This window comes from Caballeronia sp. BR00000012568055, assembly GCF_029439455.1.
In the GTDB taxonomy this organism is placed as follows: domain Bacteria; phylum Pseudomonadota; class Gammaproteobacteria; order Burkholderiales; family Burkholderiaceae; genus Caballeronia.
Genome location: NZ_JAQFVG010000329.1, coordinates 18,231 through 44,708 on the forward strand (window position 1 = coordinate 18,231; position 26,478 = coordinate 44,708).

29 protein-coding genes and 1 other RNA gene are annotated in these 26,478 nt (G+C 59.5%); 13 read left to right on the forward strand and 17 right to left on the reverse strand.

Going from position 1 to position 26,478, the window contains the following annotated elements; all coding sequences use genetic code 11:
- Positions 1–45: 45 nt before the first annotated feature.
- The 4 genes from P7F28_RS28010 (at position 46) to P7F28_RS28025 (ending at position 2,619) form a co-directional block, all read left to right on the forward strand.
- Positions 46–786: an amino acid ABC transporter permease gene (locus P7F28_RS28010; RefSeq protein ID WP_277188108.1), complete on the forward strand. Its 741-nt coding sequence runs from the start codon at positions 46–48 to the stop codon at positions 784–786.
- Positions 786–1,463 (forward strand): glutamate/aspartate ABC transporter permease GltK, encoded by a 678-nt coding sequence (gene gltK, locus P7F28_RS28015; RefSeq protein WP_277188109.1) that lies wholly within the window; start codon positions 786–788, stop codon positions 1,461–1,463. The genes P7F28_RS28010 and gltK overlap by 1 nt, the downstream gene beginning before the upstream one ends.
- Positions 1,460–2,185, forward strand: coding sequence for an amino acid ABC transporter ATP-binding protein (locus P7F28_RS28020; protein ID WP_277188110.1), 726 nt, complete (start codon positions 1,460–1,462; stop codon positions 2,183–2,185). Before gltK ends, P7F28_RS28020 begins: the two co-directional genes overlap by 4 nt.
- A 245-nt stretch (positions 2,186–2,430) precedes the next feature.
- Positions 2,431–2,619, forward strand: a complete 189-nt coding sequence (locus tag P7F28_RS28025; RefSeq protein WP_277188111.1) for a hypothetical protein — start codon at positions 2,431–2,433, stop codon at positions 2,617–2,619.
- A gap of 103 nt (positions 2,620–2,722) precedes the next feature.
- Here P7F28_RS28025 and P7F28_RS28030 read toward each other — a convergent pair whose 3' ends face one another.
- Entirely contained in the window at positions 2,723–3,625 is a 903-nt protein-coding gene (locus tag P7F28_RS28030) for a class II glutamine amidotransferase (protein ID WP_277188112.1), read from the reverse strand.
- 208 nt (positions 3,626–3,833) lie between these two features.
- Here P7F28_RS28030 and pyrC point away from each other — a divergent pair, with 208 nt between their 5' ends.
- The 3 genes from pyrC (at position 3,834) to rnpB (ending at position 6,126) form a co-directional block, all read left to right on the forward strand.
- Complete coding sequence (gene pyrC / locus P7F28_RS28035; protein ID WP_277188113.1) at positions 3,834–4,895, forward strand: dihydroorotase; 1,062 nt, start codon at positions 3,834–3,836, stop codon at positions 4,893–4,895.
- A complete protein-coding gene (locus P7F28_RS28040) occupies positions 4,892–5,692 on the forward strand; it encodes a DUF3025 domain-containing protein (protein ID WP_368860380.1) in 801 nt (266 codons plus the stop codon). Before pyrC ends, P7F28_RS28040 begins: the two co-directional genes overlap by 4 nt.
- A 19-nt stretch (positions 5,693–5,711) precedes the next feature.
- Positions 5,712–6,126: RNase P RNA component class A (rnpB, locus tag P7F28_RS28045), an RNA gene on the forward strand.
- Between the two features lie 65 nt (positions 6,127–6,191).
- Here the strand turns inward: rnpB and P7F28_RS28050 are convergent.
- Positions 6,192–6,614, reverse strand: a complete 423-nt coding sequence (locus P7F28_RS28050; RefSeq protein ID WP_277188114.1) for an OsmC family protein — start codon at positions 6,612–6,614, stop codon at positions 6,192–6,194.
- Between the two features lie 553 nt (positions 6,615–7,167).
- Here P7F28_RS28050 and rplM point away from each other — a divergent pair.
- The 3 genes from rplM to erpA all read left to right on the forward strand — a co-directional run bounded on the left by rplM (position 7,168) and on the right by erpA (position 8,587).
- Positions 7,168–7,596, forward strand: a complete 429-nt coding sequence (rplM, locus tag P7F28_RS28055) for a 50S ribosomal protein L13 (protein ID WP_277188115.1) — start codon at positions 7,168–7,170, stop codon at positions 7,594–7,596.
- A gap of 9 nt (positions 7,597–7,605) precedes the next feature.
- Complete coding sequence (gene rpsI, locus P7F28_RS28060; protein WP_014190405.1) at positions 7,606–7,998, forward strand: 30S ribosomal protein S9; 393 nt, start codon at positions 7,606–7,608, stop codon at positions 7,996–7,998.
- 223 nt (positions 7,999–8,221) lie between these two features.
- Positions 8,222–8,587 (forward strand): iron-sulfur cluster insertion protein ErpA, encoded by a 366-nt coding sequence (gene erpA / locus P7F28_RS28065; RefSeq protein ID WP_277188116.1) that lies wholly within the window; start codon positions 8,222–8,224, stop codon positions 8,585–8,587.
- A gap of 66 nt (positions 8,588–8,653) precedes the next feature.
- Here erpA and P7F28_RS28070 read toward each other — a convergent pair whose 3' ends face one another.
- From P7F28_RS28070 to P7F28_RS28085, 4 genes are all read right to left on the reverse strand, one after another.
- Positions 8,654–9,805, reverse strand: coding sequence for an anhydro-N-acetylmuramic acid kinase (locus P7F28_RS28070; protein WP_277188117.1), 1,152 nt, complete (start codon positions 9,803–9,805; stop codon positions 8,654–8,656).
- 208 nt (positions 9,806–10,013) lie between these two features.
- Positions 10,014–10,625 (reverse strand): hypothetical protein, encoded by a 612-nt coding sequence (locus P7F28_RS28075; protein WP_277188118.1) that lies wholly within the window; start codon positions 10,623–10,625, stop codon positions 10,014–10,016.
- A 141-nt stretch (positions 10,626–10,766) separates the two neighbouring features.
- Positions 10,767–11,219 (reverse strand): hypothetical protein, encoded by a 453-nt coding sequence (locus P7F28_RS28080; RefSeq protein WP_277188119.1) that lies wholly within the window; start codon positions 11,217–11,219, stop codon positions 10,767–10,769.
- Positions 11,220–11,279: 60 nt separating this feature from the next.
- A complete protein-coding gene (locus P7F28_RS28085; protein ID WP_277188120.1) occupies positions 11,280–12,260 on the reverse strand; it encodes a hypothetical protein in 981 nt (326 codons plus the stop codon).
- Positions 12,261–12,953: 693 nt separating this feature from the next.
- Here P7F28_RS28085 and tyrS point away from each other — a divergent pair.
- Genes tyrS through P7F28_RS28100 form a run of 3 tightly spaced genes read left to right on the forward strand, consistent with a single transcriptional unit; the run spans position 12,954 to position 15,288 of the window.
- Positions 12,954–14,201, forward strand: a complete 1,248-nt coding sequence (gene tyrS, locus P7F28_RS28090) for a tyrosine--tRNA ligase (protein ID WP_277188121.1) — start codon at positions 12,954–12,956, stop codon at positions 14,199–14,201.
- Complete coding sequence (dtd, locus tag P7F28_RS28095) at positions 14,198–14,644, forward strand: D-aminoacyl-tRNA deacylase (protein ID WP_277188122.1); 447 nt, start codon at positions 14,198–14,200, stop codon at positions 14,642–14,644. Before tyrS ends, dtd begins: the two co-directional genes overlap by 4 nt.
- On the forward strand, positions 14,641–15,288 hold the full coding sequence (locus tag P7F28_RS28100; RefSeq protein ID WP_277188123.1) for a histidine phosphatase family protein: 648 nt from the start codon (positions 14,641–14,643) through the stop codon (positions 15,286–15,288). Before dtd ends, P7F28_RS28100 begins: the two co-directional genes overlap by 4 nt.
- Here P7F28_RS28100 and P7F28_RS28105 read toward each other — a convergent pair.
- The 11 genes from P7F28_RS28105 to P7F28_RS28155 form a co-directional block, all read right to left on the reverse strand.
- Complete coding sequence (locus P7F28_RS28105) at positions 15,285–16,190, reverse strand: oxygenase MpaB family protein (protein ID WP_277188124.1); 906 nt, start codon at positions 16,188–16,190, stop codon at positions 15,285–15,287. The genes P7F28_RS28100 and P7F28_RS28105 overlap by 4 nt on opposite strands.
- A gap of 2 nt (positions 16,191–16,192) precedes the next feature.
- Positions 16,193–17,254, reverse strand: coding sequence for a Holliday junction branch migration DNA helicase RuvB (ruvB, locus tag P7F28_RS28110; RefSeq protein ID WP_277188125.1), 1,062 nt, complete (start codon positions 17,252–17,254; stop codon positions 16,193–16,195).
- A 58-nt stretch (positions 17,255–17,312) separates the two neighbouring features.
- Complete coding sequence (gene ruvA / locus P7F28_RS28115) at positions 17,313–17,894, reverse strand: Holliday junction branch migration protein RuvA (protein WP_277188126.1); 582 nt, start codon at positions 17,892–17,894, stop codon at positions 17,313–17,315.
- A gap of 33 nt (positions 17,895–17,927) precedes the next feature.
- Positions 17,928–18,470: a crossover junction endodeoxyribonuclease RuvC gene (gene ruvC, locus P7F28_RS28120; protein WP_277188127.1), complete on the reverse strand. Its 543-nt coding sequence runs from the start codon at positions 18,468–18,470 to the stop codon at positions 17,928–17,930.
- A gap of 85 nt (positions 18,471–18,555) precedes the next feature.
- Complete coding sequence (gene purH / locus P7F28_RS28125; RefSeq protein ID WP_277188128.1) at positions 18,556–20,121, reverse strand: bifunctional phosphoribosylaminoimidazolecarboxamide formyltransferase/IMP cyclohydrolase; 1,566 nt, start codon at positions 20,119–20,121, stop codon at positions 18,556–18,558.
- Positions 20,122–20,185: 64 nt separating this feature from the next.
- Positions 20,186–20,419, reverse strand: a complete 234-nt coding sequence (locus tag P7F28_RS28130; RefSeq protein ID WP_277188129.1) for a Fis family transcriptional regulator — start codon at positions 20,417–20,419, stop codon at positions 20,186–20,188.
- A complete protein-coding gene (gene dusB, locus P7F28_RS28135) occupies positions 20,416–21,516 on the reverse strand; it encodes a tRNA dihydrouridine synthase DusB (RefSeq protein WP_277188130.1) in 1,101 nt (366 codons plus the stop codon). The genes P7F28_RS28130 and dusB overlap by 4 nt, the downstream gene beginning before the upstream one ends.
- Before the next feature lie 211 nt (positions 21,517–21,727).
- Entirely contained in the window at positions 21,728–22,915 is a 1,188-nt protein-coding gene (locus P7F28_RS28140; RefSeq protein WP_277188131.1) for a UbiH/UbiF/VisC/COQ6 family ubiquinone biosynthesis hydroxylase, read from the reverse strand.
- Between the two features lie 7 nt (positions 22,916–22,922).
- Positions 22,923–24,320: an aminopeptidase P N-terminal domain-containing protein gene (locus P7F28_RS28145; RefSeq protein ID WP_370467421.1), complete on the reverse strand. Its 1,398-nt coding sequence runs from the start codon at positions 24,318–24,320 to the stop codon at positions 22,923–22,925.
- A gap of 165 nt (positions 24,321–24,485) precedes the next feature.
- Positions 24,486–25,790 (reverse strand): class I SAM-dependent RNA methyltransferase, encoded by a 1,305-nt coding sequence (locus P7F28_RS28150; RefSeq protein WP_277188133.1) that lies wholly within the window; start codon positions 25,788–25,790, stop codon positions 24,486–24,488.
- A gap of 182 nt (positions 25,791–25,972) precedes the next feature.
- Positions 25,973–26,478 (reverse strand): NAD(P)(+) transhydrogenase (Re/Si-specific) subunit beta (locus P7F28_RS28155; RefSeq protein WP_277188134.1); only part of this gene is annotated, 506 nt, incomplete at its 5' end.

Consider the following 26,478-nt stretch of genomic DNA (forward strand, 5'->3'; position numbering starts at 1 on the left):
TAAACGGAAGGAGCTTGCTTCTTCCGTTTTTTTTGGAGTGAGTCCATGTCTTACCACTGGAACTGGGGCGTTCTGCTCAGCCCTGTTTCGACCGGCGAACCCACCACCTATCTCGGCTGGCTGATTTCCGGCTTCTGGGTGACGATTACCGTATCGCTCGCGGCGTGGGTGATCGCGCTCGTGGTCGGCTCGTTTTTCGGTATTCTGCGCACGGTCCCGAACCGCACGCTGTCGGCTATCGGCACCGTGTATGTGGCGATCTTCCGCAATATTCCGCTGATCGTGCAGTTCTTCGTCTGGTATCTCGTGATACCGGAATTGCTGCCGCCTTCCATCGGAAATTGGTTCAAACAACTGCCGCCGACCGCGCAGTTCTTTTCCTCGTCGATCATCTGTCTCGGGCTGTTCACCGGCGCGCGCGTGTGCGAACAGGTGCGCTCGGGTATCAACGCCTTGCCGCGCGGCCAGCGCAACGCGGGTCTCGCGATGGGCTTCACGCAATGGCAGACGTATCGCTATGTGCTAATGCCGGTGGCGTATCGGATCATCGTGCCGCCGCTCACGTCGGAATTCCTCAACGTGTTCAAGAACTCGGCGGTGGCATCGACCATCGGTCTGCTGGACTTGTCGGCGCAGGCGCGTCAGCTCGTCGATTACACCGCGCAGACGTATGAGTCGTTCATCGCGGTGACGGTCGCTTATATGCTGATCAATCTCGTCGTGATGCAGTTGATGCGCTGGGTCGAAGCCAAGACGCGGCTGCCTGGCTACATCGGAGGCAAGTAATGCATCAATTCAACTGGAGCGGTATTCCAGGCGCGTTGCCGACGCTGTGGACCGGCGCGATCATCACGCTGCAAATCACGGTGCTGGCCATTGTGGTCGGCATCGTGCTAGGGACGCTGATTGCGCTATTACGTCTGTCGGGCATCAAGCCGCTGCAATGGTTCGCCAACGCCTACGTGACGATCTTCCGTTCGATCCCGCTGGTCATGGTCTTGCTGTGGTTCTTCCTGATCGTGCCGCAGGTGTTGCAGAACGTGCTGGGTCTCTCGGCGGATATCGATATTCGCCTGGCATCGGCAATGGTCGCTTTCTCGCTTTTTGAAGCCGCATACTATTCGGAAATCATCCGCGCGGGCATTCAGGCGGTGGCGCGCGGTCAGGTGAACGCGGCCTTCGCGCTCGGCATGACCTACGGTCAGGCGATGAAACTCGTGGTGCTGCCGCAGGCCTTCCGCGCGATGGTGCCGCTCTTGCTCACGCAGGCCATCGTCCTGTTTCAGGATACGTCGCTCGTGTACGTCATCAGTCTCGCGGACTTCTTCCGCACGGCGGCGAACGTCGGTGACCGCGACGGTACGATCGTCGAAATGGTGCTGTTCGCGGGCGCATGCTATTTCGTGATTTGCGTGCTGGCGTCGGCCCTCGTCAAAAGTCTTCAGAAAAAGGTCGCAAGATGATCTCTATCAAAAACGTTTCGAAGTGGTACGGGCAGTTTCAGGTGTTGACGGATTGCACGACCGAAGTGAAAAAGGGCGAAGTCGTGGTGGTGTGCGGCCCGTCGGGTTCGGGTAAATCGACGCTGATCAAGACCGTGAACGGCCTGGAGCCGTTCCAGAAGGGCGAAATCAGCATCAACGGGCAGTCGCTGACGGACAAGAAGACCAACTTGTCGAAGCTGCGCTCGAAGGTCGGCATGGTGTTCCAGCACTTCGAACTGTTCCCGCATCTGTCGATCGTGCAGAACCTGACGCTGGCGCAGATCAAGGTGCTCGGCCGTTCGAACGATGAAGCCACGCAAAAGGGCTTGAAGCTGCTGGATCGCGTCGGCCTGCGCGCGCATGCGGACAAGTTTCCGGGCCAGTTGTCGGGCGGTCAGCAGCAGCGCGTGGCGATTGCCCGCGCGCTGTCGATGGATCCGATCGCGATGCTGTTCGACGAACCCACGTCCGCGCTCGATCCCGAGATGATCAACGAAGTGCTCGATGTGATGGTCGAACTCGCGCAGGAAGGCATGACCATGATGTGCGTGACGCACGAAATGGGCTTCGCGAAGAAGGTGGCGAATCGCGTGATCTTTATGGATCGCGGGATTATCGTCGAGGACGATCAGAAGGAAGCGTTCTTTGCGAATCCGAAGTCGGATCGCGCGAAGGATTTTCTGGCGAAGATCCTGCACTGAGCCTGTATTACCGGCGGCAGAGAACGCGGCGCTTCGAAAGGAGCGCCGCGTTTTTTGTGCATGCGTTGCGCTGTCAGCTTGGCGAGAAAGTCAGTCGGGCCGAATGTGAGAAGCGATTTCGCGGTCATCCGGTTTGGAACAAAGCGTCGCGAAAGCCAATCGTCAAGATTCTTCTAAGCTATATTCAACGGCGACGTTTGATCGTCGCAATTGATTGGTAATGCTTATTTAAAGAGGTGGTTGTCATGAAGAAAGTAGTCGGCCTTACTGCTGTCGCGTCGGCATTGTTTTTCTCTTTTGCTCAGGCTGCATTCGCCGATGGCTCGGAATGCACCGTGGAGTATCGCGTCACAATAAGCGGTTCCGGTGAAGTGTCACGGGTCCCTGTTTACAGCGGTGACTATTGCGATCAGGAAATTCACGCTACGTTCTGAGGCGCCATTTCCTGCTGCTAATCCACTCGAGATCGCGTGGTTTAGCAGCAAGTGAACGTGACCAACAGCCACTTCGGTGCTCGGTCACGTTTCTTTTTCCGCTTTATTCGATACCCAATTCCGTTTCCACCGCCGCGCTCGATCTTATTTCCTCGATCTTCAGCGCCGATCCCACGCATGCTTTCTGCAATGGCTCTGCGGCCTTTTTGGCAACCGCTTCCGGCACCGGAATATTCAACGTACGCGTGAGCGCGCCGCACTGGAACATGGCGAGATCGCCGGGGGTGAAGCGCGTCCAGATTTCATCGTCGGTGAGCGGCGAGGTGGCGATCACCGCCACGCGATCTTCCGGCGTCGTGTACTTGGCGAAGTCGATCGACATATCCGCGTCGATCAGATGCGCCGTCGAAAACGGCCAGCTCCGCACCAGATAGTACAAATGCGTCGAGCAGTGCGAGAACAGCGCCTGCCCGTTCGACATCAGGAAATTGAACACGCCGTATTGCGTGATGCCGCGCGTGAGTTCGGCCAGCGCTTCGAATAGTTCGTCGAGCGGCGGCTGAGAACACGGAAACGCGCGGCGCAGACCTTGCAGCAGCGTGCAGAACGCCAGTTCGCTGTCCGTGGTGCCGACCGGCTGATACACGCCGTTGAGTTCGGGCGCGTGGCCGTTGAGATCGCCGTTGTGCGCGAAAATCCAGTGCCGTCCCCACAACTCGCGCATGAACGGATGGCAATTCTCAAGCAGGATATGCCCCTGCGTCGCCTTGCGAATATGCGCGATCGTGTTCTTCGATTTGATCGGATAGCGCTTGACCATATCCGCGAGCGGCGAACTGGCGGACGACTGATGATCGATGAACAGTCTGCACGCCTTGTCCTCGAAGAAGGCGATTCCCCAGCCGTCAGCGTGATGATCCGTAACGCCGCCGCGCGCAGCGAAACCGGTGAACGAGAACGTCACATCGGTCGGTTCGGCGCAATTCATTCCGAGAAGTTGGCACATGTTGCTTTCTTTGCTTCGGGCAGCAGCTTTGGTCTGAAGCCGCGTTGTTACAATACGTACGACAAGCATATCACCGAGGTCGACGCCAAAAAAACGCGTCATCGCTCGCAGGTGCGCACGTTGTCAAATTCCCACGGCGAAAATTGCCGGCTCGTGCGCAGCTTTCGGAAGGCCTTCGACCAACACACGTTCCCGCCGCCAATACGCCATGTCCGCTCATCCTTCTCCGCTGAATACGCTCACCATCGCGCGCCCCGACGACTGGCATCTGCACGTCCGTGACGGCGATACGCTCGCCGCCGTGCTGCCGCATACCGCGCGCCAGTTTGGCCGCGCGATCATCATGCCGAACCTGAAGCCGCCGGTGACGACGACGGCGCTGGCATCGGCGTATCGGGATCGGATTCTGGCTGCGTTGCCGAAAAACGGCCCGGACTTCGAGCCGCTGATGACGCTCTATCTCACCGATAACACGCCGCCCGACGAGATCCGCCGCGCCAAGGCGAGTGGCTTCGTGCATGGCGTGAAGCTGTATCCGGCGGGCGCGACGACCAATTCGGACGCGGGCGTGACCGATCTCATCGGCAAATGTGCGAAGACGCTTGAGGCGATGCAGGAAGTTGGCATGCCGCTTCTGATTCACGGCGAAGTGACGGATGGCGATATCGATTTGTTCGATCGCGAGAAGGTGTTTATCGACCGTGTGATGACGCCGTTGCGTCGCGCGTTTCCGGGGCTGAAAGTGGTGTTCGAGCACATCACGACGAAAGATGCTGCTGACTATGTGCGTGAGGCGGAAGGCGATATCGGCGCGACCATTACGGCGCATCATCTGCTGTTCAACCGCAACGCGATGCTCGTCGGCGGCATTCGCCCGCACTATTACTGCTTGCCGGTGCTGAAGCGCGAAACGCATCGCGAGGCGTTGGTGAAGGCGGCGACTTCCGGCAATCCGCGCTATTTCCTCGGCACGGACAGCGCGCCGCATCCGAAGGGTTTGAAGGAGCACGCGTGTGGTTGCGCGGGCTGCTACACGGCGTTGCACGCGCTCGAGTTGTACGCCGAAGCATTCGGTAAAGCCGGCGCGCTCGACAAGCTCGAAGGCTTCGCCAGCTTCTACGGTGCTGACTTCTACGGCCTGCCGCGTAGTGCGGAGAAGGTCACGCTGGAACGCGCATCGTGGACCTTGCCCGCCGAATTCACCGCCGGCGATGCGCAGATCGTGCCGCTGAAAGGCGGCGAATCGATCAACTGGCGTTTTGCCGGGTGAGCTTTGCGGCGATCGATTGGGCGCGGCCCTGGCTTGCGCCTATCGCTGAACGCGGCAAGCGATGGAAGGCCGCAGCGCTGGTTGGTTACCCGGAATATCTTTCCTTATTGAACGAAGACGCGCGTGCGGCCGGGTTTTTCACCGGCCGTGGCAAGTCGTTGCGCTTCATCGCGCAGGACGATTTGCCGGAAGGCGCATCCTACGAAGGCCACATCGCCGCAACCGGCAACGTGCCAACGCGCCACAATCTCCACGATTTCTTCAATGGCCTGATGTGGTTCACGCAGCCGCGCATCAAAGCCGCGCTCAACACGCGACAAGCCGATCAAATCGATGCACTCGGCATCGGTCCGACACGTGGCGGCGTGCGCGACGCGCTCACGGTCTTCGATGAAAACGCCATCCTCTTCGCCAGCGCCGATCCATCGCTGACCGACGCGCTCCGCCGTTTCGACTGGAACACGTTGTTCATCGCCGAACGCGCGGCGTGGGGCGTGCGCTGCGAGGCGCGCATCTTCGGGCACGCGCTGCTGGAAAAGCTGATCGCGCCATACAAAGCGTGTACGGGTCACGCATGGATCATCGACGTCCCGCCCGACTACTTCTCACTCGATGAACCCGCCCGCCGCGCGACGCTCGATCGCTTAGTAGCCGACCGCCTTCTGTCCGAACCGCTCGACGGCCGCAGCTTCGCGCCGCTGCCGGTGCTGGGCGTTCCCGGCTGGTGGCCCGCGAATGCATCGCCCGATTTCTACGATGACGCCGCCGTGTCCCGCAAAGGCCGCCGCAACCGCTGATGGTAAAATCGCGGGCAGCAAAGCAGGCCAGGCAATCGCGGCCTCCGAGGTGAAAGCCGAAGAGGGCGAGGAAAGTCCGGACTCCACAGGGCAGGGTGATGGCTAACGGCCATCCGTGGCAACACGCGGAACAGGGCAACAGAAAGCAAACCGCCGATGGCTTCGGGCGCAAGTCCGGAGATCAGGTAAGGGTGAAACGGTGCGGTAAGAGCGCACCGCGGACGTCGCGAGACGCGCCGGCACGGTAACCTCCACCCGGAGCAATTCCAAATAGGCAGGCAGGCATCTTCGCGATGCAGGACGGTGCCCCCGTTCGTCTGCGGGTAGGAAGCTTGAGCGCGTCAGCAATGGCGCGCCTAGAGGAATGATTGCCACGCGCGTGCGGTTTCGGCCGGGCGCGTGCACAGAATCCGGCTTATCGGTCCGCTTTGCCGTTAATCAAAAGGAAAGAGCCGGCGTCTCGCGACGTCGGCTCTTTTTTTGGCCTCAGGCAATTCGCTCAGATTTCGACGATATCGAACGAATGCGTGAGTTCCGCCGTCTTCGCCAGCATGATCGAAGCCGAGCAGTACTTGTCGTGCGACAGATTGATCGCGCGCTCGACCGTCGCCGGGTTCAGATTCTTGCCAGTCACCGTGAAATGAAAGTGGATCTTGGTGAAGACCTTCGGATCCTCGCTCGCGCGATCCGCCTTCAGCGTCACCGAGCAGTCGGTGATTTCCTGACGGCTTTTCTTCAGGATCATCACGACGTCGTAGGCGGTGCAGCCACCGGTGCCGAGCAGCACCATTTCCATCGGACGCGGCGCGAGATTGCGCCCGCCACCTTCCGGCGCGCCATCCATATTGACCAAATGGCCGCTTCCCGTTTCGGCGGCGAAGGCCATGCCGTCCTGTCCCATCCAGCTAACTTTGCATTCCATGCTCAGGCTCCAGCCGCTTTTTCGAGGGTTTATTGTAGCCGTTTGCGCAAAAACTCATTGCCGCCGGGTCTGGCTTCTACTGGTTGACGACTTGCTATAAGTCACTGTTTTGAGTCATTCAATACAGCTATTCAGGCGACTCGAGGCAGCACTCTAGAGTGTGCTAAGCCGTGTCGAGCAAGTAAGAGTTCAATCTAACATCTTGTTTTATCGATGAAATTACCAAAATCCCACATATTTCATATTAAGAAATTCAATTTCACGATATAGATTCTTCTTGCTTCGCAGCATACCGATGCCTATACTCGGTTCTGTCTCCTCCACCTCCTCCTTTGGTGGATTAAGCCCGAGCCACACGCGCCCGGGCTTTTTTTCGTCCCTCGTCGCGTGGCTCTCCGCAACGCTTTGACGCAGCGGACCATTTCCCTTTATAATTCAAAGTTCTCTTCGCACCACGCCCGCGGAGAGAAGCCTGAGAGAGCGTGCAAGTGCAGCACATATAAGCACGGCCGAACAGGAAAGCTAAAAGGGCACATCAATTTTTGGATCGATCATGAAGACGTTTTCCGCAAAAGCCGAAGAGGTGACGCGCGAATGGTACGTGATTGACGCGACGGACAAAGTCCTCGGCCGTGTTGCCAGCGAAGTGGCACGCCGTCTTCGCGGCAAGCACAAGCCTGAGTTCACTCCGCACGTCGACACTGGTGATTTCATCATCATCATCAACGCCGGCAAGCTGAAGGTCACGGGCAACAAGGCCACGGACAAGAAGTACTATCGTCACTCGGGCTACCCGGGCGGCATTTACGAAACCACGTTCGGCAAGATGCAAGAGCGTTTCCCGGGCCGCGCGCTCGAGAAGGCTGTCAAGGGCATGCTTCCGAAGGGTCCGCTCGGCTACGCAATGATCAAGAAGCTCAAGGTCTACGCCGAAGCAACGCATCCGCACTCGGCGCAACAGCCGAAGGCGCTCGAGATCTAAGGAGCCCACATGATCGGTAACTGGAACTACGGTACGGGCCGCCGCAAGAGCGCCGTCGCTCGTGTCTTCATCAAGTCGGGCAAGGGCGAGATCGTCGTCAATGGTAAGCCCATCGCCGACTACTTCTCGCGCGAAACGTCGCTGATGATCGTGCGTCAACCGCTGGAACTCACGAACCACGGCACCACGTTCGACATCAAGGTCAACGTGTCGGGCGGCGGTGAAACGGGTCAGGCAGGCGCAGTCCGCCACGGTATCACCCGTGCGCTGATGGACTATGACGCTACGCTCAAGTCGCAACTGTCGAACGCTGGCTTCGTCACGCGTGACGCGCGTGAAGTGGAACGTAAGAAGGTCGGTTTCCACAAGGCACGCCGCCGGAAGCAATTCTCGAAGCGTTAACCGTTCGATTGCGCTTTGGGTTTCGTCCGGGCTTTGGTTCGGATCGAAATTGCTGGAAAAGCCGCCCGCACTCAGGTGCCGGCGGCTTTTTCTATGGTGTGTCGTGGCGCGTGCAGACTAAAAGATGTCGAATTTGCATATAGCCCATTGATTCCATGGACATTCGGCACGATATTGAGATCAGCCCTACAATAGCGGTTAGAAGCTTAATTGGAGAATTCGAATGAGCGCTGTCAGCGACACCCCCACGACCGAAATGCCGTTGCCGTTCGTCTTCACCGACGCGGCCGCCGACAAGGTCAAGCAACTGATCGATGAAGAAGGCAATCCGGAACTGAAGCTGCGCGTGTTCGTGCAGGGCGGCGGATGCTCGGGCTTCCAGTATGGATTCACGTTCGACGAAGAAGTCAACGAAGACGACACCGTGATGGACAAATCCGGCGTTCAATTGCTGATCGACTCGATGAGTTACCAATATCTGGTCGGCGCGGAAATCGACTATAAGGACGATATCAACGGCGCGCAGTTCGTGATCAAGAATCCGAACGCGACGACGACTTGCGGATGCGGTTCGTCGTTCTCGGTCTGAGTTTTCTCTCGGAAGCCGATGCAGTGAAGAACGGAGCCATTTGGCTCCGTTTTGCGTTAACAAACATCAGCGCGGGTAAATCGCGCCCAAAACACGCTCACCCGCCGCGCCCGTCACCGATGCCAGATTTCCCGGCTCGCGCGCGACGCAGCGCATCGCCAGCCAGGCGAAGGCGAAGGCTTCGACTTGCTGCGGCGGCACGCCGAGCGCGTCCGTCGTCATGACGGGAACGCCGGACACGCCGCTATTTTCCAGCGCTTTTTGCAGCATCCTCAGCAGCACCGGATTGCGCGCGCCGCCGCCGCAGACATAGACCGCGCGCGCATCGGATGCGTGGCGTTCGATCTCGCGCGCGACAGTCGTGGCGGTCAATGCGGTTAAGGTCGCTTGCACATCGGCGGGCGGTAATCCAGGAAAGGCGGCGAGTTTCGCGTCCATCCACATCGGATTGAAAAGATCGCGGCCGGTGCTTTTCGGCGGCGCTTCCGAGAAGAACGGTTCATCGAGCAGGGCGTTGAGCAGCGGCTGATTCACCGTGCCTTGCGCGGCGAACTGGCCGCCATCGTCATATGCGCGTTGCAGATGACGCAGCGCCCATTCGTCGATCAGCGCATTCGCCGGGCCGCAATCGAAGCCGCGCACCGCGCCGCTCGCCGACAAAATCGTGATATTGCTGATGCCGCCCAGATTGCAGACCACGCGCGTTTCCTTCGGCGCGCCGAACATCGTCGCGTGGAAGGCGGGCACGAGCGGCGCGCCTTGCCCGCCGGCGGCCACGTCGCGGCTGCGGAAGTCGGCGATCACGTCGATATTGGTCATTTCCGCCAGCATCGCAGGATTGTTGATCTGCCGTGTGTAACCCTTTTCCGGGCGATGCCGCACCGTCTGGCCATGCACGCCGATCGCGCGCACCTTGGTCGCGGAACAGCCGCTCATGCTCTGCAATTCATGGCAGCAGATCGCGTAGCGCGTGGCGAGCGAGTTGGCGGCGAGCGCTTCGCGTTCGAGTTCGTTGTCGCCGGGCGCTTGCAGCGCGAAGAGCGCATCGCGTAAATCTTTGGAAAAGGAAATGTGCGCCTCGCCGAGCACGACCGGCGTCTTGCCCGTCGCGAACTGCACGGCGACGCCATCGACACCGTCCATGCTGGTGCCCGACATCAAACCGAAGTACACGCCGTCTGCGTGGCTGGTTTCGACTTCCTCGCGTTTCTTGCCCACGTTGCGCTCCTATCGTCGTTGGGTTAAGACGATTCAGCGGCGAATTATCCGCGTATCGGAGAGAATCGTTAAGTGGTATGCGCACTTTATATGCTTGTTATGGGCGTGAACGTGAACATAACGAAGGGGATTCTTGGATGCTTGGCGATGCGCGGGTTCATCCAGGAACCGCACCGGTCGCTTCGCTGATGGTTATATGAAAGGCCACTCATTCCCTAATTGCGCGGCCGCCGACTGATGTAATTGACGCGGATGCTGCGAACACGATCACGGTGACGAAGAGTAGTGCGCTTGCAACCGACAAATAGAGAACTGCGATCGACGCCTTACGATTAATCAGTGGAGCGAAATAAACAAGGATGCCCACAAGGCTAGTCAGCGCCATGCTGTTTGCTCTAAATCGACCGAGCAGATGCACGGGGCACTCTTGAAGAAAGCGAGTCTCCATTCGGATGCGGACAAAGGCGAAGGCGGCGCCGAGTAGAAGGTGCATTGCGACCAGAACAGGAAGCCGCGACGCAAAAGGAACGAACCCAAGTACGAGCGACATCGCGCTGATAATAATCAATTCGAAACTCAAAGGGCGGACCATTTTAGTTTTCAATATGGCCAACGAAACGCTTACTCCCAGTGCTCCGACCGACCACGCGGTTTCTATCTTCGAATATTCGATACTGCTCAGGTTTAAGTGAAAGGCGATCAGACTTGGAAGTAACATATTCGTCGCTTGGCCAATCGAATAAACGAGCGCACCGGAGCAAGCAACGTAGAACAATATAGGATGATTAAAGTAAATCGACGCTTGGAACAATCCGGTCACCCGTCGCTTTCGTTCAATTTTTTTGTCTAGGCGTAGATCCCACAATAGAATCAAACATAGAAGAGTGGTAAGTCCCGCAAGCAGCGAAATGATGAGAAGCCCGAATTCTACTGAAACTGCGGAGGCGGCAGCACCCGCTATTCAGGTTCCTGCAATTAGTGCAATTTGATTTACGGTATTAATCCGAGCAAGCTGGCGTGCGCGTATCTCGTCGGAAATAAACGTGCGCAAAAAATAATCCATCGCGCCACTCGAAAGCAATGAAGCGCCTGATAATAATACGGTAATGGATGAAAGCACAAAAAAAGGCGCAATGGAAGGTGCGAATCGCAAAATGCAGGTTGCGATTAAACCAAAAAAGAATGCCGAAACCTGTCCTAAACACAGGAGCATCTTCTTCCGCGAAATCGAATCGACGAGACGTCCAATGATTGGCGAAATGCACAGAGTCGATACACTTGAAACCAACAGCAATTCAGCAACAGCACTTACCCGACCCGTCGCCAACGTGGCGAACCACGCAATGGCAACGGTCTGGAAGCCAATTCGAAAGAAGTTCAACGCATAGATCGCGAGAAATCGAATTAACGACACGTGAAGATCCAAATGTAGGGGGGCAGCGTTCGGAAGACATACGGCACACAATCAGCAAAACTAACAAGCAAGACTGACGGCGTCTACATCGACTGATCGCAAAAAAATTCGGGTATAAGGCACACCGGGAATCGGCTCCTCAAAGATGTCACGTGCATGCGCACCCGCGACATTTCGGGCAAAGATTATGCGGCGGCTTCGCTGCGGGACTGAGTAACGCACGCGGCTATCCGCAATTGATTGCTTTAATGCTGCGAAGATCTCGGGATCAAAACTTTCATTGTCGCTGGAGCCTACGACGCTCCCATTGATGTACAACGGAAATTCATTTTTCTCGTCGTCCGCAAAAATTGGAACATCTACTGTATCAGGCGACACGATCTCCAGTTTTCCTTCTCCTAGATCATAGATACTCGGCGCTAATTTGACGGAATAACGTTTGCCAACCCCAACGCGTTCCATAAAGGTCTTCTTCTCATCCCATGAATGAAATGGAACCCAATGAAAACAACCAGGGCGATAATATTCTATTAGTACGTTGTAAAGCATGATATTGCAGGGCATCGACACTGTATCGCCATGTATAACACCGTCGGTATGGAAACCGAGCTTTGTCTCCGGGGCGACCGTCGGCAGTCCGAATTCAGTCAGCTCGCGACTCTTTTCATAGGATGCAGCGTAAATCGTGAATGGCGTACCATTAATCTTGTCGTGCGCGAGAGAAAAGACATTCGAGCCGAATCCAGTTGCCAGAGCCACGCCCCAAAACGCATTATCATCAACGCTGAGCGTTCGGCTTTCTGGAATGTCAACTGCCACGATTCCAGCCTTTGCATCCGATAGCTCTGACTTTACGAGATCGATTTCCGTGGAAAATATTTCGCTTGCGAGCTTGTGAGCGGATTGTGTGAGAGCCCGATCGTTTAGTTTCGAGATGTCAGGGATAATCGCAGAGGCATCCGGAAGCTGATCAATAAAATGCTGGTAATCAGCTTCACCGAGTTCGATGATCTTGGGTGTGAGACGCATTTTGGTTGTCATAGTATTGCTCCGAGTTTTCCTGCCGAACTCGCAGGAACAAAGCTAATGCTCCTGCTTCCCTCTTGTCAAACGATATTACATGTTCGGCCCGCTACATTCAGGCTGAGTCAGATTCGGGCGGAGATTTCCCATCAGCTTGTTTGTGGACAGACCATTACTCTGAATTTTCAGAGAATGATCAACTGCATGCTTCGACGCTTCCTGCGGAATGCTTTTAATATCCTGATTCATTTTGACCTCGTCTTAATCTGTTTGGTTGGGTTCGCAGGTATTTAAGCCTGCGTGATTAATCTAATGCGAGGAGTTAATTAAGGCAATGCTATTTTTAATTTGAGATGCGGATCCGCCTTTTTAAGATGCTCGTTAGTAAGAGGCATATGTTTTTTCCATAAGGGTAATCTCTCATGTTTTGTACCGAACGCGGTTACTAGCATGAACTTTCTGCATTTTGCGGCAATGAGATAATAAAATTTCCGCTTATTACACTGGATGGCGCGTCATCGCGTAAAATTCCAGCCAGAGCGGGGCTCGTGTACGGGCTTCCTGGCACTTTCGAAGTGCCGTAGATTTTTGTGCGCGTCTCATTGTGTGGATAGTCAAACGCGAGACGCCTTCGGGCCGAGCGTAACGTTCCTCTGACTAACCACCCGCACCGGCAACCATCGAACCCTTTGACTTTCACAAGCCGCAAGCATGACCACTGATTCCAACGCTTCCGCGAGCCTGCCCCTCCCGATCACCGATGAGGTGAAGAACGCGCTCGCCATCGCCAAACGCGGCTGCGACGAACTGCTGATCGAAGACGAATTCGCGCAGAAGCTCGCGCGCAGCGCCGCCACGGGCAAGCCGCTGCGCATCAAGCTCGGTCTCGATCCGACCGCGCCGGACATCCACATCGGCCATACGGTCGTATTGAACAAGATGCGCCAGTTGCAGGATCTCGGCCATCAGGTGATCTTCTTGATCGGCGATTTCACGTCGCTGATCGGCGATCCGTCGGGCCGCAACGCCACGCGTCCGCCGCTCACGCGCGAGCAGATCGAAATGAACGCGAAGACGTATTTCGAGCAGGCCGCGCTGGTGCTCGATCGCGAGAAGACCGAAATTCGCTACAACAGCGAATGGTCGATGCCGCTCGGCGCCGACGGCATGATCAAGCTGGCATCGCGCTACACGGTCGCGCGCATTCTGGAGCGCGAGGATTTCACCAAGCGCTTTCAGGGCGGCGTGCCCATTTCCATCCACGAATTCCTTTATCCGCTGATGCAGGGCTACGACTCCGTCGCGCTGAATGCGGATCTGGAACTCGGCGGCACGGATCAGAAGTTCAACCTGCTGGTCGGCCGCGAATTGCAGAAGCAATACGGTCAGGAACAGCAGTGCATTTTGACGATGCCGCTGCTCGAAGGCCTCGACGGCGTCGAGAAGATGTCGAAGTCGAAGCACAACTATGTCGGCATCAGCGAAAAGCCGACGGATATGTTCGGCAAGCTGATGAGCATTTCCGATGTGCTGATGTGGCGTTACTTCGAGCTGCTGTCGTTCCGCAGCATCGCGGAAGTCGAGGCGTTCAAGAAGGAAACCGAAGGCGGGCGCAATCCGCGCGACTTCAAGGTGATGCTGGCGCAGGAAATCGTCGCGCGCTTCCATTCGAAGGCGGACGCCGAGCGCGCGCTCGAAGACTTCAACCACCGCGCAAAGGGCGGCGTGCCGGACGATATTCCGTCGATCACGCTTGCTGGCGCGCCGCTCGCCATCGGGCAGATGCTGAAGCAGGCGGGACTGGTGCCATCGACGAGTGAAGCGCTGCGCAATATCGAGCAGAACGGCGTGAAGATCGACGGCACGGTGATTACCGATAAAGCGCTGAAGGTCGAAGCGGGCGAGTTTGTCGTGCAGGTCGGCAAGCGCCGCTTTGCGCGCATTACGCTGACCGCATGATCGCGCTGATCCAGCGTGTGAAGCGCGCCGATGTGCGCGTGGACGATCGCGTCACTGGCGAGATCGGCGCGGGTTTGCTCGCGCTGGTCTGTGCCGAACGCGGCGACAACGAAGCTGCCGCCGACAAGCTGCTCGCCAAAATGCTCGGCTATCGCGTTTTCAGCGATGAAGCGGGCAAGATGAATCTCTCGGTGCAAAACGTCGAAGGCGGTTTGCTGCTGGTTTCCCAATTCACGCTCGCCGCCGATACCAACAGCGGTCTGCGTCCGAGCTTCACGCCCGCCGCGCCTCCCGACGAGGGACGCCGCCTGTTCGATTACTTCGTGACGCAGGCGCGCGCGAAGCATCGGATCGTGGAAACGGGCGAATTCGGCGCGGACATGCAGGTATCGCTCGTCAATGACGGGCCGGTGACTTTCTGGCTTCAAGTGCGCCCATCATGACGACTCAGGTTCTCTTTATTCGACACGGCGAAACCGACTGGAATCGCATCAAGCGGATTCAAGGGCATATCGACATTCCGTTGTCGGAGCATGGTTTCTTGCAGGCCGAACAGTTGGCCACGCGCCTCGCGCACGAAAAGCTCGACGCCGTTTATTCGAGCGACTTGCAACGCGCGATGCAAACCGCGCGTCCCTTTGCCGATTCGCTGGGTCTTGATCTGCGTCTGACCGAAGGCTTGCGCGAGCGTTTCTACGGCGCGTTTCAGGGCCACGACAGCGAAGAGATCAACGCGAAGTTTCCCGATGAATTCATCGAATGGCAGACGCGTGATCCGGGCTTTTCGCCGCCGGGCGACGGCGAGTCGCAGCGCGTGTTTTATCACCGCGTCGTGCACGCGATGGAGCCGATCATCGCCGCGCATCCGGGCGGGCGGATCGCGTGCGTCGCGCATGGCGGCGTGCTCGACTGTATTTATCGATACGCGATGAAGTTGCCGCTGTCGGAAGCGCGTAACTGGCCGTTGCTGAACTGCAGCGTCAACACGGTCGAATATGGCGATGACGGCGCAAAGGTGATCGCATGGGGCGACGTCTCGCATCTCGCCACGGATACGGACGACGACGATTTTCGTAAGCGGGGTTAATCGGTCGATGTTGGTGTTGTCACGCGTTTTAAAGCGCGCTTCGACACGGTGTTGGTATATCCCCAGCGCACGACGGACGCGACCACTTTCACGCCCGGATTCGCGATGATCTTCCGCGCGGGCTTCATCGAGCCAAGTCCGAGCGTCTGCTGCGCCCATTCGGGCAACAAATCGACGCCCGCGCTGAACAGCATCCGGCTAGCCGGCTTCATGACGATGCTCGGCGTCGGCGCACGCTTCAGCACGTTCAACACTTCACGCGTGCGCTCGCTTGCCTGCAACTGCGGGTGCATCGCTTCCAGATATTCTTCGATCGCGGCCCGTGTGGTTGGCACATCGCGCGCGCCGAGCATTCGCGCGATGGTCGCGGTTTCATCGAAATAGCGGTCTTGATCCACGTTTGAGAAAGTCGGGTCCTTGAAGCGCAGATAAGCGTTGAGAAAACTCGACACTTCGGCCACATGCACCCAGGTCAGCAAATCCGGATCGCTCGCGCGATACGCGCGGCCATCCGGCGCGATGCCCGTCACGCCTGAGTGGATATGCTTCACGCGCTCGATCAGCGCGAGCGCATCGGCGCGATTACCGTATGTCGTGCACGCGACGAACGTAGCGGTGCGGCGCAGACGGCCGAGAATATCGGTGCGAAACGTCGAGTGATCCCACACGCCAGCCAGCGCAAGCGGATGCAGCGTTTGAAGGAGAAGGGCGCTGATGCCGCCCGTCATCATCGATGGGAAATCGGAGTGGACTTTCCAGCAGGCGGCGTCCGGGCCGAAGAGACCGGGATCGCCCGGCGGCGATGTGTAATCGATCAGCGGTCCGCTGCCGCTCGTCAAACCGACCACGCTTTGCCCGATCGATGCGCGCAAGCGGGTGACGAACGTCGCCTGATCGGACATGCTTATTGTCCGTTCGCGTCCCACAAATCCTTGATCGGCCCCGCATCCGGCGCGGCCAGCCCGAAGTGCCGATACGTCAGCAAGGTCGCCACGCGTCCGCGCGGCGTGCGCTGCAAAAAGCCTTGCTGAATCAGATACGGCTCCAGCACGTCTTCGATCGTATCGCGCTCTTCGCCGATTGCCGCCGCGAGATTATCGACGCCGACCGGCCCGCCATCGAACTTATGCAGAATGGCTTCGAGCAGCTTGCGGTCCATCAGATCGAAGCCGACCGGATCGACATCGAGCATTTTCAACGCGGCGTCGGCGACTTCGGCGGTGATCATGCCGTCGGCTTTCACCTCGGCGTAATCGCGCACGCGCCGCAGCAGCCGATTCGCGATACGCGGCGTGCCACGCGAGCGCTTGGCAATTTCCAGCGCGCCCTCGTTGACGATATCCGCCTTCAACAACGAAGCCGATCGCGCCACGATGCGCGACAGTTCGCTCGCGTTGTAAAACTCCAGCCGCGACACGATGCCAAAACGGTCGCGCAGCGGATTGGTCAGCATGCCCGCGCGCGTGGTCGCGCCGACGAGCGTGAACGGCTGAAGATCCAGCTTCACGCTGCGCGCGGCCGGCCCTTCGCCGATCATGATATCGATCTGATAATCCTCGAGTGCCGGATACAAAATTTCCTCGACGACCGGCGAAAGCCGATGAATTTCGTCGATAAACAGCACGTCGTTGGCTTCGAGATTGGTGAGCAGGGCGGCGAGATCGCCGGCGCGCTCCAGCACCGGTCCCGACGTCTGCCGCAGATTCACGCCCATTTCCCGCGCGATGATGTGTGCAAGCGTGGTTTTGCCCAAACCGGGCGGCCCGAACAACAGCACATGATCCAGCGCCTCGGAACGACGCTTCGCCGCTTCGATAAAGATTTCGAGCTGGCCGCGCACCTTTTCCTGCCCGACGTATTCATCGAGCTGACGCGGACGCAGCGCGCGCTCGAACGCTTCCTCGTTCGGCGAGACGGGCGTGGCCGAGATAATGCGCTCGGCGGCGAGTTTGTCGGTTTCGATCATTTTTTGATTGTACAGCGAGGTTTTACACGGCGAAGCTGGCCGAATGGCCTAAGCCGAATCACCCCTTCGACAACGACTTCAACGCCAGCTTGATCCCTTCCGACACGCCCGTGCCTGCTGGCACATTCTTCACCGCCGCCAGCGCTTCCTTCTCCGAATACCCCAGCGCAAGCAGCGCGTTGAGAATATCCGATGCGTGATCCGACGCAGAAACAGCCGCCGCGGCCGAACCGAGATCCGCGCCAAGCTTGCCCTTCAACTCGAGCAGCAAGCGCTCAGCCGTCTTCTTGCCGATCCCTGGCACCCGCGTCAAACGCGCGGCATCCTGCGTGGTCACCGTCTGCGAAAGCTCGTGCACGCTCATGCCCGACAGCACCGCCAGCGCCATCCGCGCGCCGATCCCGCTGATCTTCAGCAGTTCACGAAACGTCGCGCGCTCCTCCGCCGTGAGAAAGCCGTACAGCAAATGTGCATCCTCACGCACGATCAACTGCGTCAGCAACACGACCTTTTCGCCCGAATTCGGCAGGTTATAGAACGTGCTCATCGGCACGTCGATTTCGTAGCCGACGCCGCCGCAATCGACGAGCAAATGCGGCGGATTTTTTTCCAGCAGAACGCCGGCAATGCGACCGATCATAGTGTGTATATGCTTTGAAAATTAGCCGATGAGTTAGCCGATGAGCCGCCCGCGCCGCACGCGCAAGCCCTTCTTCGCCAGCGACGGCGCAATGCCGCCGAGCGCCGCGAGTCCCGTGCCTCCGTGCGCGTGACAGATCGCCATGCCGAGCGCATCCGCAGCGTCGGTGCTCGGCACGCCTGAGAGATTCAGCAAGCGCACGACCATCTGCTGCATCTGTTCCTTGGTCGCGCGTCCATAACCAACGACCGCCTGCTTCAACTGCAACGCGGTGTACTCCGCCACCGGCACGCCGCTCGCGACCATTCCGCAAATCGCCGCGCCGCGCGCTTGTCCGAGCAGCAGCGTCGATTGCGGATTCACATTGACGAAGACTTTTTCGATCGCCGCCTGATCCGGATGATGCTGCGCGATCAAGGTCGAAATGCCGCTGAAAATAGTGTTGAGCCGCGAAGGCAGGTCCGCATCGGCGGTCTTGATGACGCCGCTCGTCACGTAATTGAGCGTGTTCCCCGTCTTGTCGATGATGCCGAAGCCCGTCACGCGCAGGCCGGGGTCGATGCCAAGAATTCTCATACGTTCGCGTCGCGTCATCCAAATAAAAAGGCCTGTTTGCGCCGTCTGAGCGCAAACAGGCCAATCTTAAGCGATGTCCGTCAGATCAATGACGGAAATGACGCGTGCCCGTGAGGACCATCGCGATATTGTGCTCGTCGGCGGCGGCGATCACTTCGTCGTCGCGCATGGAGCCGCCCGGCTGGATCACGCAGGTCGCGCCCGCATTCACCACCACGTCGAGGCCGTCGCGGAACGGGAAGAACGCATCCGATGCCACCGCCGAGCCATTCAGCGTCAGCCCCGCGTTCTGCGCCTTGATGCCCGCAATTCGCGCCGAGTCCACGCGGCTCATCTGGCCCGCGCCGACGCCCATGGTCATGCCGTTCGCACAGAACACGATGGCGTTCGACTTCACGAACTTCGCCACGCGCCACGCGAACATCAGATCGTCCATTTCCTTCGGCGTCGGATGGCGCTTGGTCACGACGCGCAGTTCATGCGGCTGAACGTTCTTCGAATCGAGCGATTGCACCAGCAAGCCGCCGCCGACGCGCTTCAGATCGAACGCGTTGTGGCCGTCGCCCAGCGCGATTTGCAGCAAGCGCACGTTCTGCTTCGCCGCGAACACGGCGCGCGCCGCGTCGCTGAACGACGGCGCGATCAGCACTTCGACGAACTGCTCCGCCACCGCCTGCGCGGCCGCCTCATCCACTTCACGATTAAACGCGATGATGCCGCCGAACGCCGACGTCGGATCGGTCTGGAATGCCTTCGAGTACGCTTCGAGCGCGTTCGCGCCGAGCGCCACGCCGCACGGATTCGCGTGCTTGATGATCACGCACGCGGGTGCATCGAACGTTTTCACGCATTCCCACGCCGCGTCCGAATCGGCGATGTTGTTGTACGAGAGTTCCTTGCCCTGCAACTGCTCGTAGTTGGCGAGCGCGCCGGCCGGTACTGAAAGATCACGATAGAACGCCGCGCTCTGATGCGGATTCTCGCCGTATCGCAAGTCCTGCACCTTTTCGTACGCGACGTTGAACGTCGCCGGATAGGTGTTGCGGCTCGCGTGCAGGAGTTCTTCGGTGAGGCTCGTCAGATAGTTCGTGATCGCGCCGTCGTACTGCGCGGTGTGCGCGAACACCTTGGTCGCGAGGCGGAAATTCGTCTTGTAACCGACGGTGTTGCCGTTCGCGCGCATCTCGTCGAGCACGGTGGCGTAGTCCGCCGGATCGACCACGACGGTGACATCGCGATGATTTTTCGCTGCCGAACGCAGCATGGTCGGCCCGCCGATATCGATATTCTCGATCGCATCTTCCAGCGAGCACTCTTCTTTCGAGACCGTCTGCACGAACGGATACAGATTCACCACCAACAGATCGATGGTCGGAATATCGTGCTTTTCAAGCGCGGCCATATGCTCGGGCAGATCGCGGCGCGCAAGAATGCCGCCGTGAACCTTCGGATGCAGCGTCTTCACGCGGCCATCGAGCATTTCCGGAAAGCCGGTGTAATCGGCGACTTCGGTAACGGATAGGCCCGCATCCGCGAGCAGTTTGGCCGTGCCGCCGGTCGAAAGAATTTTTACGCCGAGGTCGGAGAGCGACCGGGCAAATTCGACGATGCCGGACTTGTCGGAAACGGAGATGAGCGCTTGCTTGATCATGATGAACACTGAAACCGAAAAGGATAACCAGGCCGGACCGAGCGAAGCGCGCCGGTCCGATGAATCAAATCAATCCGTGCTGCTGAAGCTTCTTGCGTAGCGTATTGCGGTTGATGCCGAGATATTCGGCCGCGAGCGACTGGTTGCCGCCCGCTTGCTCGAGCACCACCTCGAGCAGCGGCTTTTCCACACACGAAATCACCATGTCGTACACGTCGTGCGGGTTCGATCCGTCCAGATCCTGAAAGTAGCTGTCGAGGCTCTGGCGGACGCATTGTTCGATGTTATGTCTGCTCATGCGGCAATTAGTCGTTTGTTGTTGTCTTGCCCGCCGCACGATTCTTCGCCGCACGCGCCGTCTGCGTCAGCGGACTCGTCGATGTCATCGACATAGACGAGACGGTCCGACAACGCCTTTTGCGCGTCGAAGAACTCGTTGACAGCGAGCAATTGTTCTTTGGTCGTGTCCAGCGTATTCATCCGGTGCCGGAAGGTATTGGCGCCGGAAAGGCCGCGAGTGTACCAGCCGATATGCTTGCGCGCAGTCCGTACGCCGGTGAATTCCCCGTAGAAGGCGTAGTGATCTTCCAGGTGCTCGTTCATCACCTGTTGAATCTCGTCGATGCGCGGCGGCGGCATACGCTCGCCCGTCTGCAAAAAGTATTCGATCTCACGAAACAGCCACGGACGACCCTGCGCCGCGCGGCCGATCATGATGGCATCCGCGCCCGTGACGGCGAGCACGTGGCGCGCTTTCTCAGGCGTGGTGATGTCGCCGTTCGCGACCAGCGGAATGCGGATAGACTGCTTCACGGCAGCGATGGTTTCGTATTCCGCGTCGCCTTTATACAGATCGGCGCGCGTGCGGCCATGCACCGTCAGCATGGAAATGCCCGCATCTTCGGCAATGTGCGCAATCTTGATCGCGTTCTTGTTTTCGCGATCCCAGCCCGTGCGAATCTTGAGCGTAACGGGCACCGCATCCGGCCCGACGCCGACCGCCTGCACCACCGCTTCCACGATGCGCGCGACCAGCGGTTCGTTCTGCAACAGCGCCGACCCCGCCGCCACGTTGCACACCTTCTTCGCCGGACATCCCATATTGATGTCGATGATCTGCGCGCCGTTCGCCACGTTGTGACGCGCGGCTTCGGCCAGCATCTGCGGGTCCGCGCCCGCAATCTGCACGGAGATCGGCTCGACTTCGCCCGCGTGGTTGGCGCGGCGCATGGTCTTCTCGCTCTTCCACAACTGCGCATTCGACGCGACCATCTCCGACACCGCGTAACCCGCGCCCATGCGTTTGCAGAGCTGGCGGAACGGGCGGTCGGTGACACCTGCCATCGGAGCGACGAACAGGTTATTGCGCAGAACGTGAGGACCGATACTTGGCATGAAGGCAAAAAAGCACCGCGAGGCGTAATCCGGCCGAAGCCGCGTCAGGCGGATGCAACGTTTCTGAAGGGGAAACGCGTATTTTAACGCGAACAGCGTGCTGAAATTAAGAGCAATCGCATGCAAGTCATTAAATCTTCAATGAAAGCGCGCGCGTTCATAGAGGATAAGTTCGATGACCGTGAGCATACGATTGTCTCTATTTGTCAGTTCAACGGCGCTGGCCGAACATCATTTGACGTGCCAGCGCCGTTTTGACCGGAGGCAGGAATTCGAGCGCGGTGAGCGCCAGACCGCGCATCGCGGCGAGCGGCGGGAAATCGACGGTGAACAGGCGCGCGAGTGTATCCGTTGCGCCGATGGTCAGGCGGCGGTCCAGCGCGCGGCGTTGCGCGAAATGCGTGAGCGCGAGTGGACGCGGGCCATCGACGGAAAGGGCGTCGGTGAGAGCGCGGGCATCGCGCAGGCCGAGATTCAGGCCCTGGCCCGCGACCGGATGCAGCGTCTGCGCCGCGTTGCCGATCGCCACCGTGCGGCGGTCGATCAGCGTATGCAGCGCCGTCAGGCCAAGCGGAAACGCCGCGCGCCCCGCGATACGCGTAAAGCTGCCCATGCGCGTGCCGAAGGCGTGACCGAGTTCGGTGAGAAATGCGTCGTCGCTCAGCTCCATGCGGCGCGCGGCTTCTTCCGGCGTCGAGCACCAGACGAGTGCGTAATCCGCGTGATGCCGACCGCCGCACGGCAACAGCGCGATCGGGCCTTCGGGCGTGAAGCGCTCCCACGCGACGTTGGCGCGCGGATCCGACACGCTCACCGTGCCAACGATCGCCGTCTGGCCGTAGTCACGCGAACGGCGTGCATCGGAAGTCTGATGCTGATAAAGACCGCCCTCGGCATTCACCAGCACTTTCACGCGAATGGTTCGCTCGCCTTCAGCCGATTGCAGCGGCAACGTCACGCCATCGTGATCCTGCAATGGCGCGAGCGCCGAGGTGTTCGTGAGCCAATCGACCTTCGTCGCGCGCACCGCGTTGGCGAGCGCGCCGACCAGCGAGCCGTACTTCACGACGTAACCAAGCTCCGGCAACTCGTGTTCGTCGTGCTCGATCAGCGTGCGTCCGAAGTGACCGCGCTGCGACACGTGAATGCGGCGAATGGGCGTGGAATCGGCGGGGAAGCCGAGTTCCTGAAGCATCACGCGGCTGCCGTGCGAAAGCGCGAGCGCGCGTGGATCGCTGGCGGCGGCGTCGGGCGTGCGGGCATCGATCAATGCGATCGACATACGCGATGTCGCGCTGCGCCGCGCAAGCCATCCGCCAAGCGCGATCCCGACCGGCCCCGCGCCGACGATGGCGATGTCGTAGTCGAAAGGCTGTTCCGTGGCTTGAACGTCGCTCATGGTCGATTCAGTTTGAGTTGGATTCGCGCATCAGCGCTTCGATTTCGTCGGCCTCGACCGGCACTTCGCGCGTGATGAGTTCGCAGCCGTTCGCTGTCACGACCGCGTCGTCCTCGATACGAATGCCGATATTCCAGAAGCGCTCCGGCACATCGGCGGACGCGCGCACGTAAAGTCCCGGCTCGATGGTCACCACATTGCCTGCCGCGAGCGTGCGCCACGGCTTCGCGCCCTGATCGTCGAGCGGGCCATCGGCTTCGCGATATTCGCCGGCATCGTGCACGTCCATACCGAGCCAATGCCCCGTGCGATGCATATAGAAACGCGAGTAAGCGCGCTGCGCGAGCACATCGTCGACGGTGCCGAACTTTGTTTTATCGAGGATGCCCGTATCGAGCAGACCTTGCGACAACACGTTCAAAGCGGCCTGATGCGGTGCGTCGAAACTGACGCCGGCGCGCGTGGCATCGGCGGCGGCGTGTTGGGCTGCGAGCACGATGTCGTAGAGCTCGCGCTGCGCGGGCGTGAAGCGGCCATTGGCTGGAAATGTGCGCGTGATGTCGGACGCGTAGCCGTCGAGTTCGCAGGCGGCGTCGATCAGGATCAGATCGCCGTCATGCGCAATCGCGTTGCCCGCTGGATAGTGCAGCACGCACGCATTTGCGCCCGCCGCGACGATGGAACCGTACGCAGGCGCCTGCGCGCCGTGTCGGCGGAAGGTATAGAGCAGTTCGGCTTCGATCTCGTATTCGCGCATGCCGGGTTTGCACGCCCGCATCGCGCGACGATGCGCTTCGGCGGAAATGCTTGCCGCGCGACGCATGATCGAGAGTTCGTGATCGTCTTTGACCAGACGCATTTCGTCGAGCAGCGGCAGCAGATCACGCGCTTGCGTTGGCGCGCGCACGCCGCTGCGGCTCTTTGCGCGCACGGCGTCGAGCCAGCGGCGCACTTGCGCATCGCGTGATTCCGACGTGCCGAGCGCGTAGTGCAGCGCGGGTTGATCGGCGAGCAGGCGCGGCATTTCTTCGTCGAGTGAGTCGATGGGAAAGGCCGCGTCGAAACCGAACGCCTCGCGCGCGGCTTCGGGACCGAAGCGGAAGCCTTCCCACGTCTCGCGCTCCACGTTCTTCTCGCGGCAAAAGATCAGCGTGGACGGCTCGCCGGATTTGGCGCTCGCGTTCAGCACGAGCGTTGCTTCGGGTTCGGTGAAGCCGGTCAGGTAATAGAAGTAACTGTCATGCCGATACGCGTAGTCGGCGTCGCGATTGCGCATGACTTCCGGCGCAGTCGGCACCACGGCGATGCCGCCGCCTTGCGCGCGCAACGCCGCGAGTACACGTTCGCGCCGCTGGCGATAGACGTCGACGGCGATGGGGCTGGCGAGTTCGGTGATTGAGTTCATGCGCCGATTGTAGCGCCGGGCGGAATGCCGCGCGATCCGTCCGAACGGCATAGGCAAATCGGCACAAAGCGCCTCACGTGTGCGGATTGTGCAAATGCCTATGCCATTCGGCCTAATGGATCGGCGCGCGGCCGCCGTGCATACTGGCTTCGACGTGACGCGTTCTTATTCGTCGGTCGGCCGGTTCCGCACGCTGCCCGCGATGAGATCGAATCGGAACAGGCGGCATTCGAGCGCGCCATTGAACAACGGCGTTTTCGTCGATTCGCGCAGTCGCAGCATGCCCGGCAACTTGCGATCCGACGTCAGCACGTAAGCGCGCCAGCCGGGGAAGCGCTGCTTGAGCGCGTTGCCGAACGAGATAAAGAACTCCGTGTCGGCCGGATCGGGCTGAGCGCGTTCGAACGAATCTTCTTCGTCGCGACGCGAGCGCGGCGTTTCGCGAATCTCGCCACGCGGGCCGCGTCCACGCACTTCGATCCGCTCGCCGTACGGCGGATTCGCGACGAGGATGCCGGGCGCGTCGGTGGGCGGCGTCATGTTGCGCGCATCGACTTGTTTGAGCGCGAGATCGGGCACGCCCGCGCGGTTCAGATTGGCGCGCGCCTTCTCCAGCATGTCGCCGGAGATATCGCTGCCGAAGATATTGATGTCGGTTTGCGAGGCGCGGGCGGCGCGCTTTGCTTCGGTGGCGGCGGACTTGAGCTTTTGCCACATGCCGGGGTGGAAGGGCTTGAGCTTTTCGAAGCCGAAGCGGCGTTCCAGGCCCGGCGCGATATCCATCGCGGTTTGCGCGGCTTCGGCGAGGAAGGTGCCGCTGCCGCACATCGGATCGAACAGCGGCGTGCCGGGCGTCCAGCCGGTGAGACGCAAAATGCCCGCCGCGAGATTTTCGCGCAGCGGTGCCGCGCCTTTGTCGAGTCGCCAGCCGCGCTTGAATAGCGGCTCGCCGGAGGTGTCGAGATAGAGCGTGCATTCGTTCATCGTCAGGAAGACGAAGACGCGCACGTCGGGTTGCGCCGTGTCGATGCTCGGACGCGCGCCGCTCAGATCGCGCAGGCGGTCGCAGACGGCGTCCTTCACGCGCAGAGTGGTGAATTCGAGGCTTTTGACGGGCGATTTGATCGCGGTGAGATCGACGCGCATGGTCTGACTGGGCGTGAACCATTGTTCCCAGCGCTGCCGGTGCGTCAGCTCGTAGATATCGTTTTCATTGCGATACGGACCGTGCGCGATCTTCAGCAGCACGCGGCTCGCGATACGCGAATGCAGATTCGCCGCCATGCCCGCGACCCACGCGCCCCGGAAGTGCACGCCGCCCGGCACTTGCGCACCGACGATCAGCGATCCGCCGCCCGACAGCGGCGCGCCGGCGACGTGACGCTCTCCGATCTCGGCAAGCTCGGCGGCAAGCGGCGCTTCGAGTCCGCGCGGGCAGGGGAGAAACCAGTCGAAGAGGGGGGAGGACATGAGGGCATTCGTTCAAGACATTCAGAAGGCGACATTGTACGCGGGTGGGTGCGAACGCCTTCCGTGGCGAGTGTCAGCTAATTCGTCAAGCGATGAATTCGGCGTGAGTGCTCTGACTACCGCCTTAATCCTTCGCTTTGCGCCGTGCGGCTTTCGCACGGCGCAAAGCCGCATGACGCGCGTTACTCCACCGCCTTCATCATCTCCTCCACCACCTTCTTCGCATCCCCAAACACCATCATCGTCTTGTCCATGTAGAACAGTTCGTTATCAAGCCCGGCGTAACCCGCCGCCATTGATCGCTTGTTCACGATGATCGTGCGTGCCTTGTACGCTTCGAGAATCGGCATTCCGGCAATCGGCGATTTCGGATCGGTTTTAGCCGCCGGATTCACGACATCGTTCGCGCCGAGCACCAGCACCACGTCCGTTTGCCCGAACTCGCTGTTGATGTCCTCCATTTCCTGCACCATCTCGTACGGCACTTCCGCTTCGGCGAGCAGCACGTTCATGTGTCCCGGCATGCGGCCCGCGACCGGATGAATCGCGTATCGAACGTCGATTCCCTTTTCGACGAGCTTATCCGTGAGTTCCTTCAGCGCGTGCTGCGCGCGTGCCACCGCGAGACCATAACCCGGCACGATCACCACGCTTTCCGCATTGCCGAGCATGAACGCGGCGTCATCGG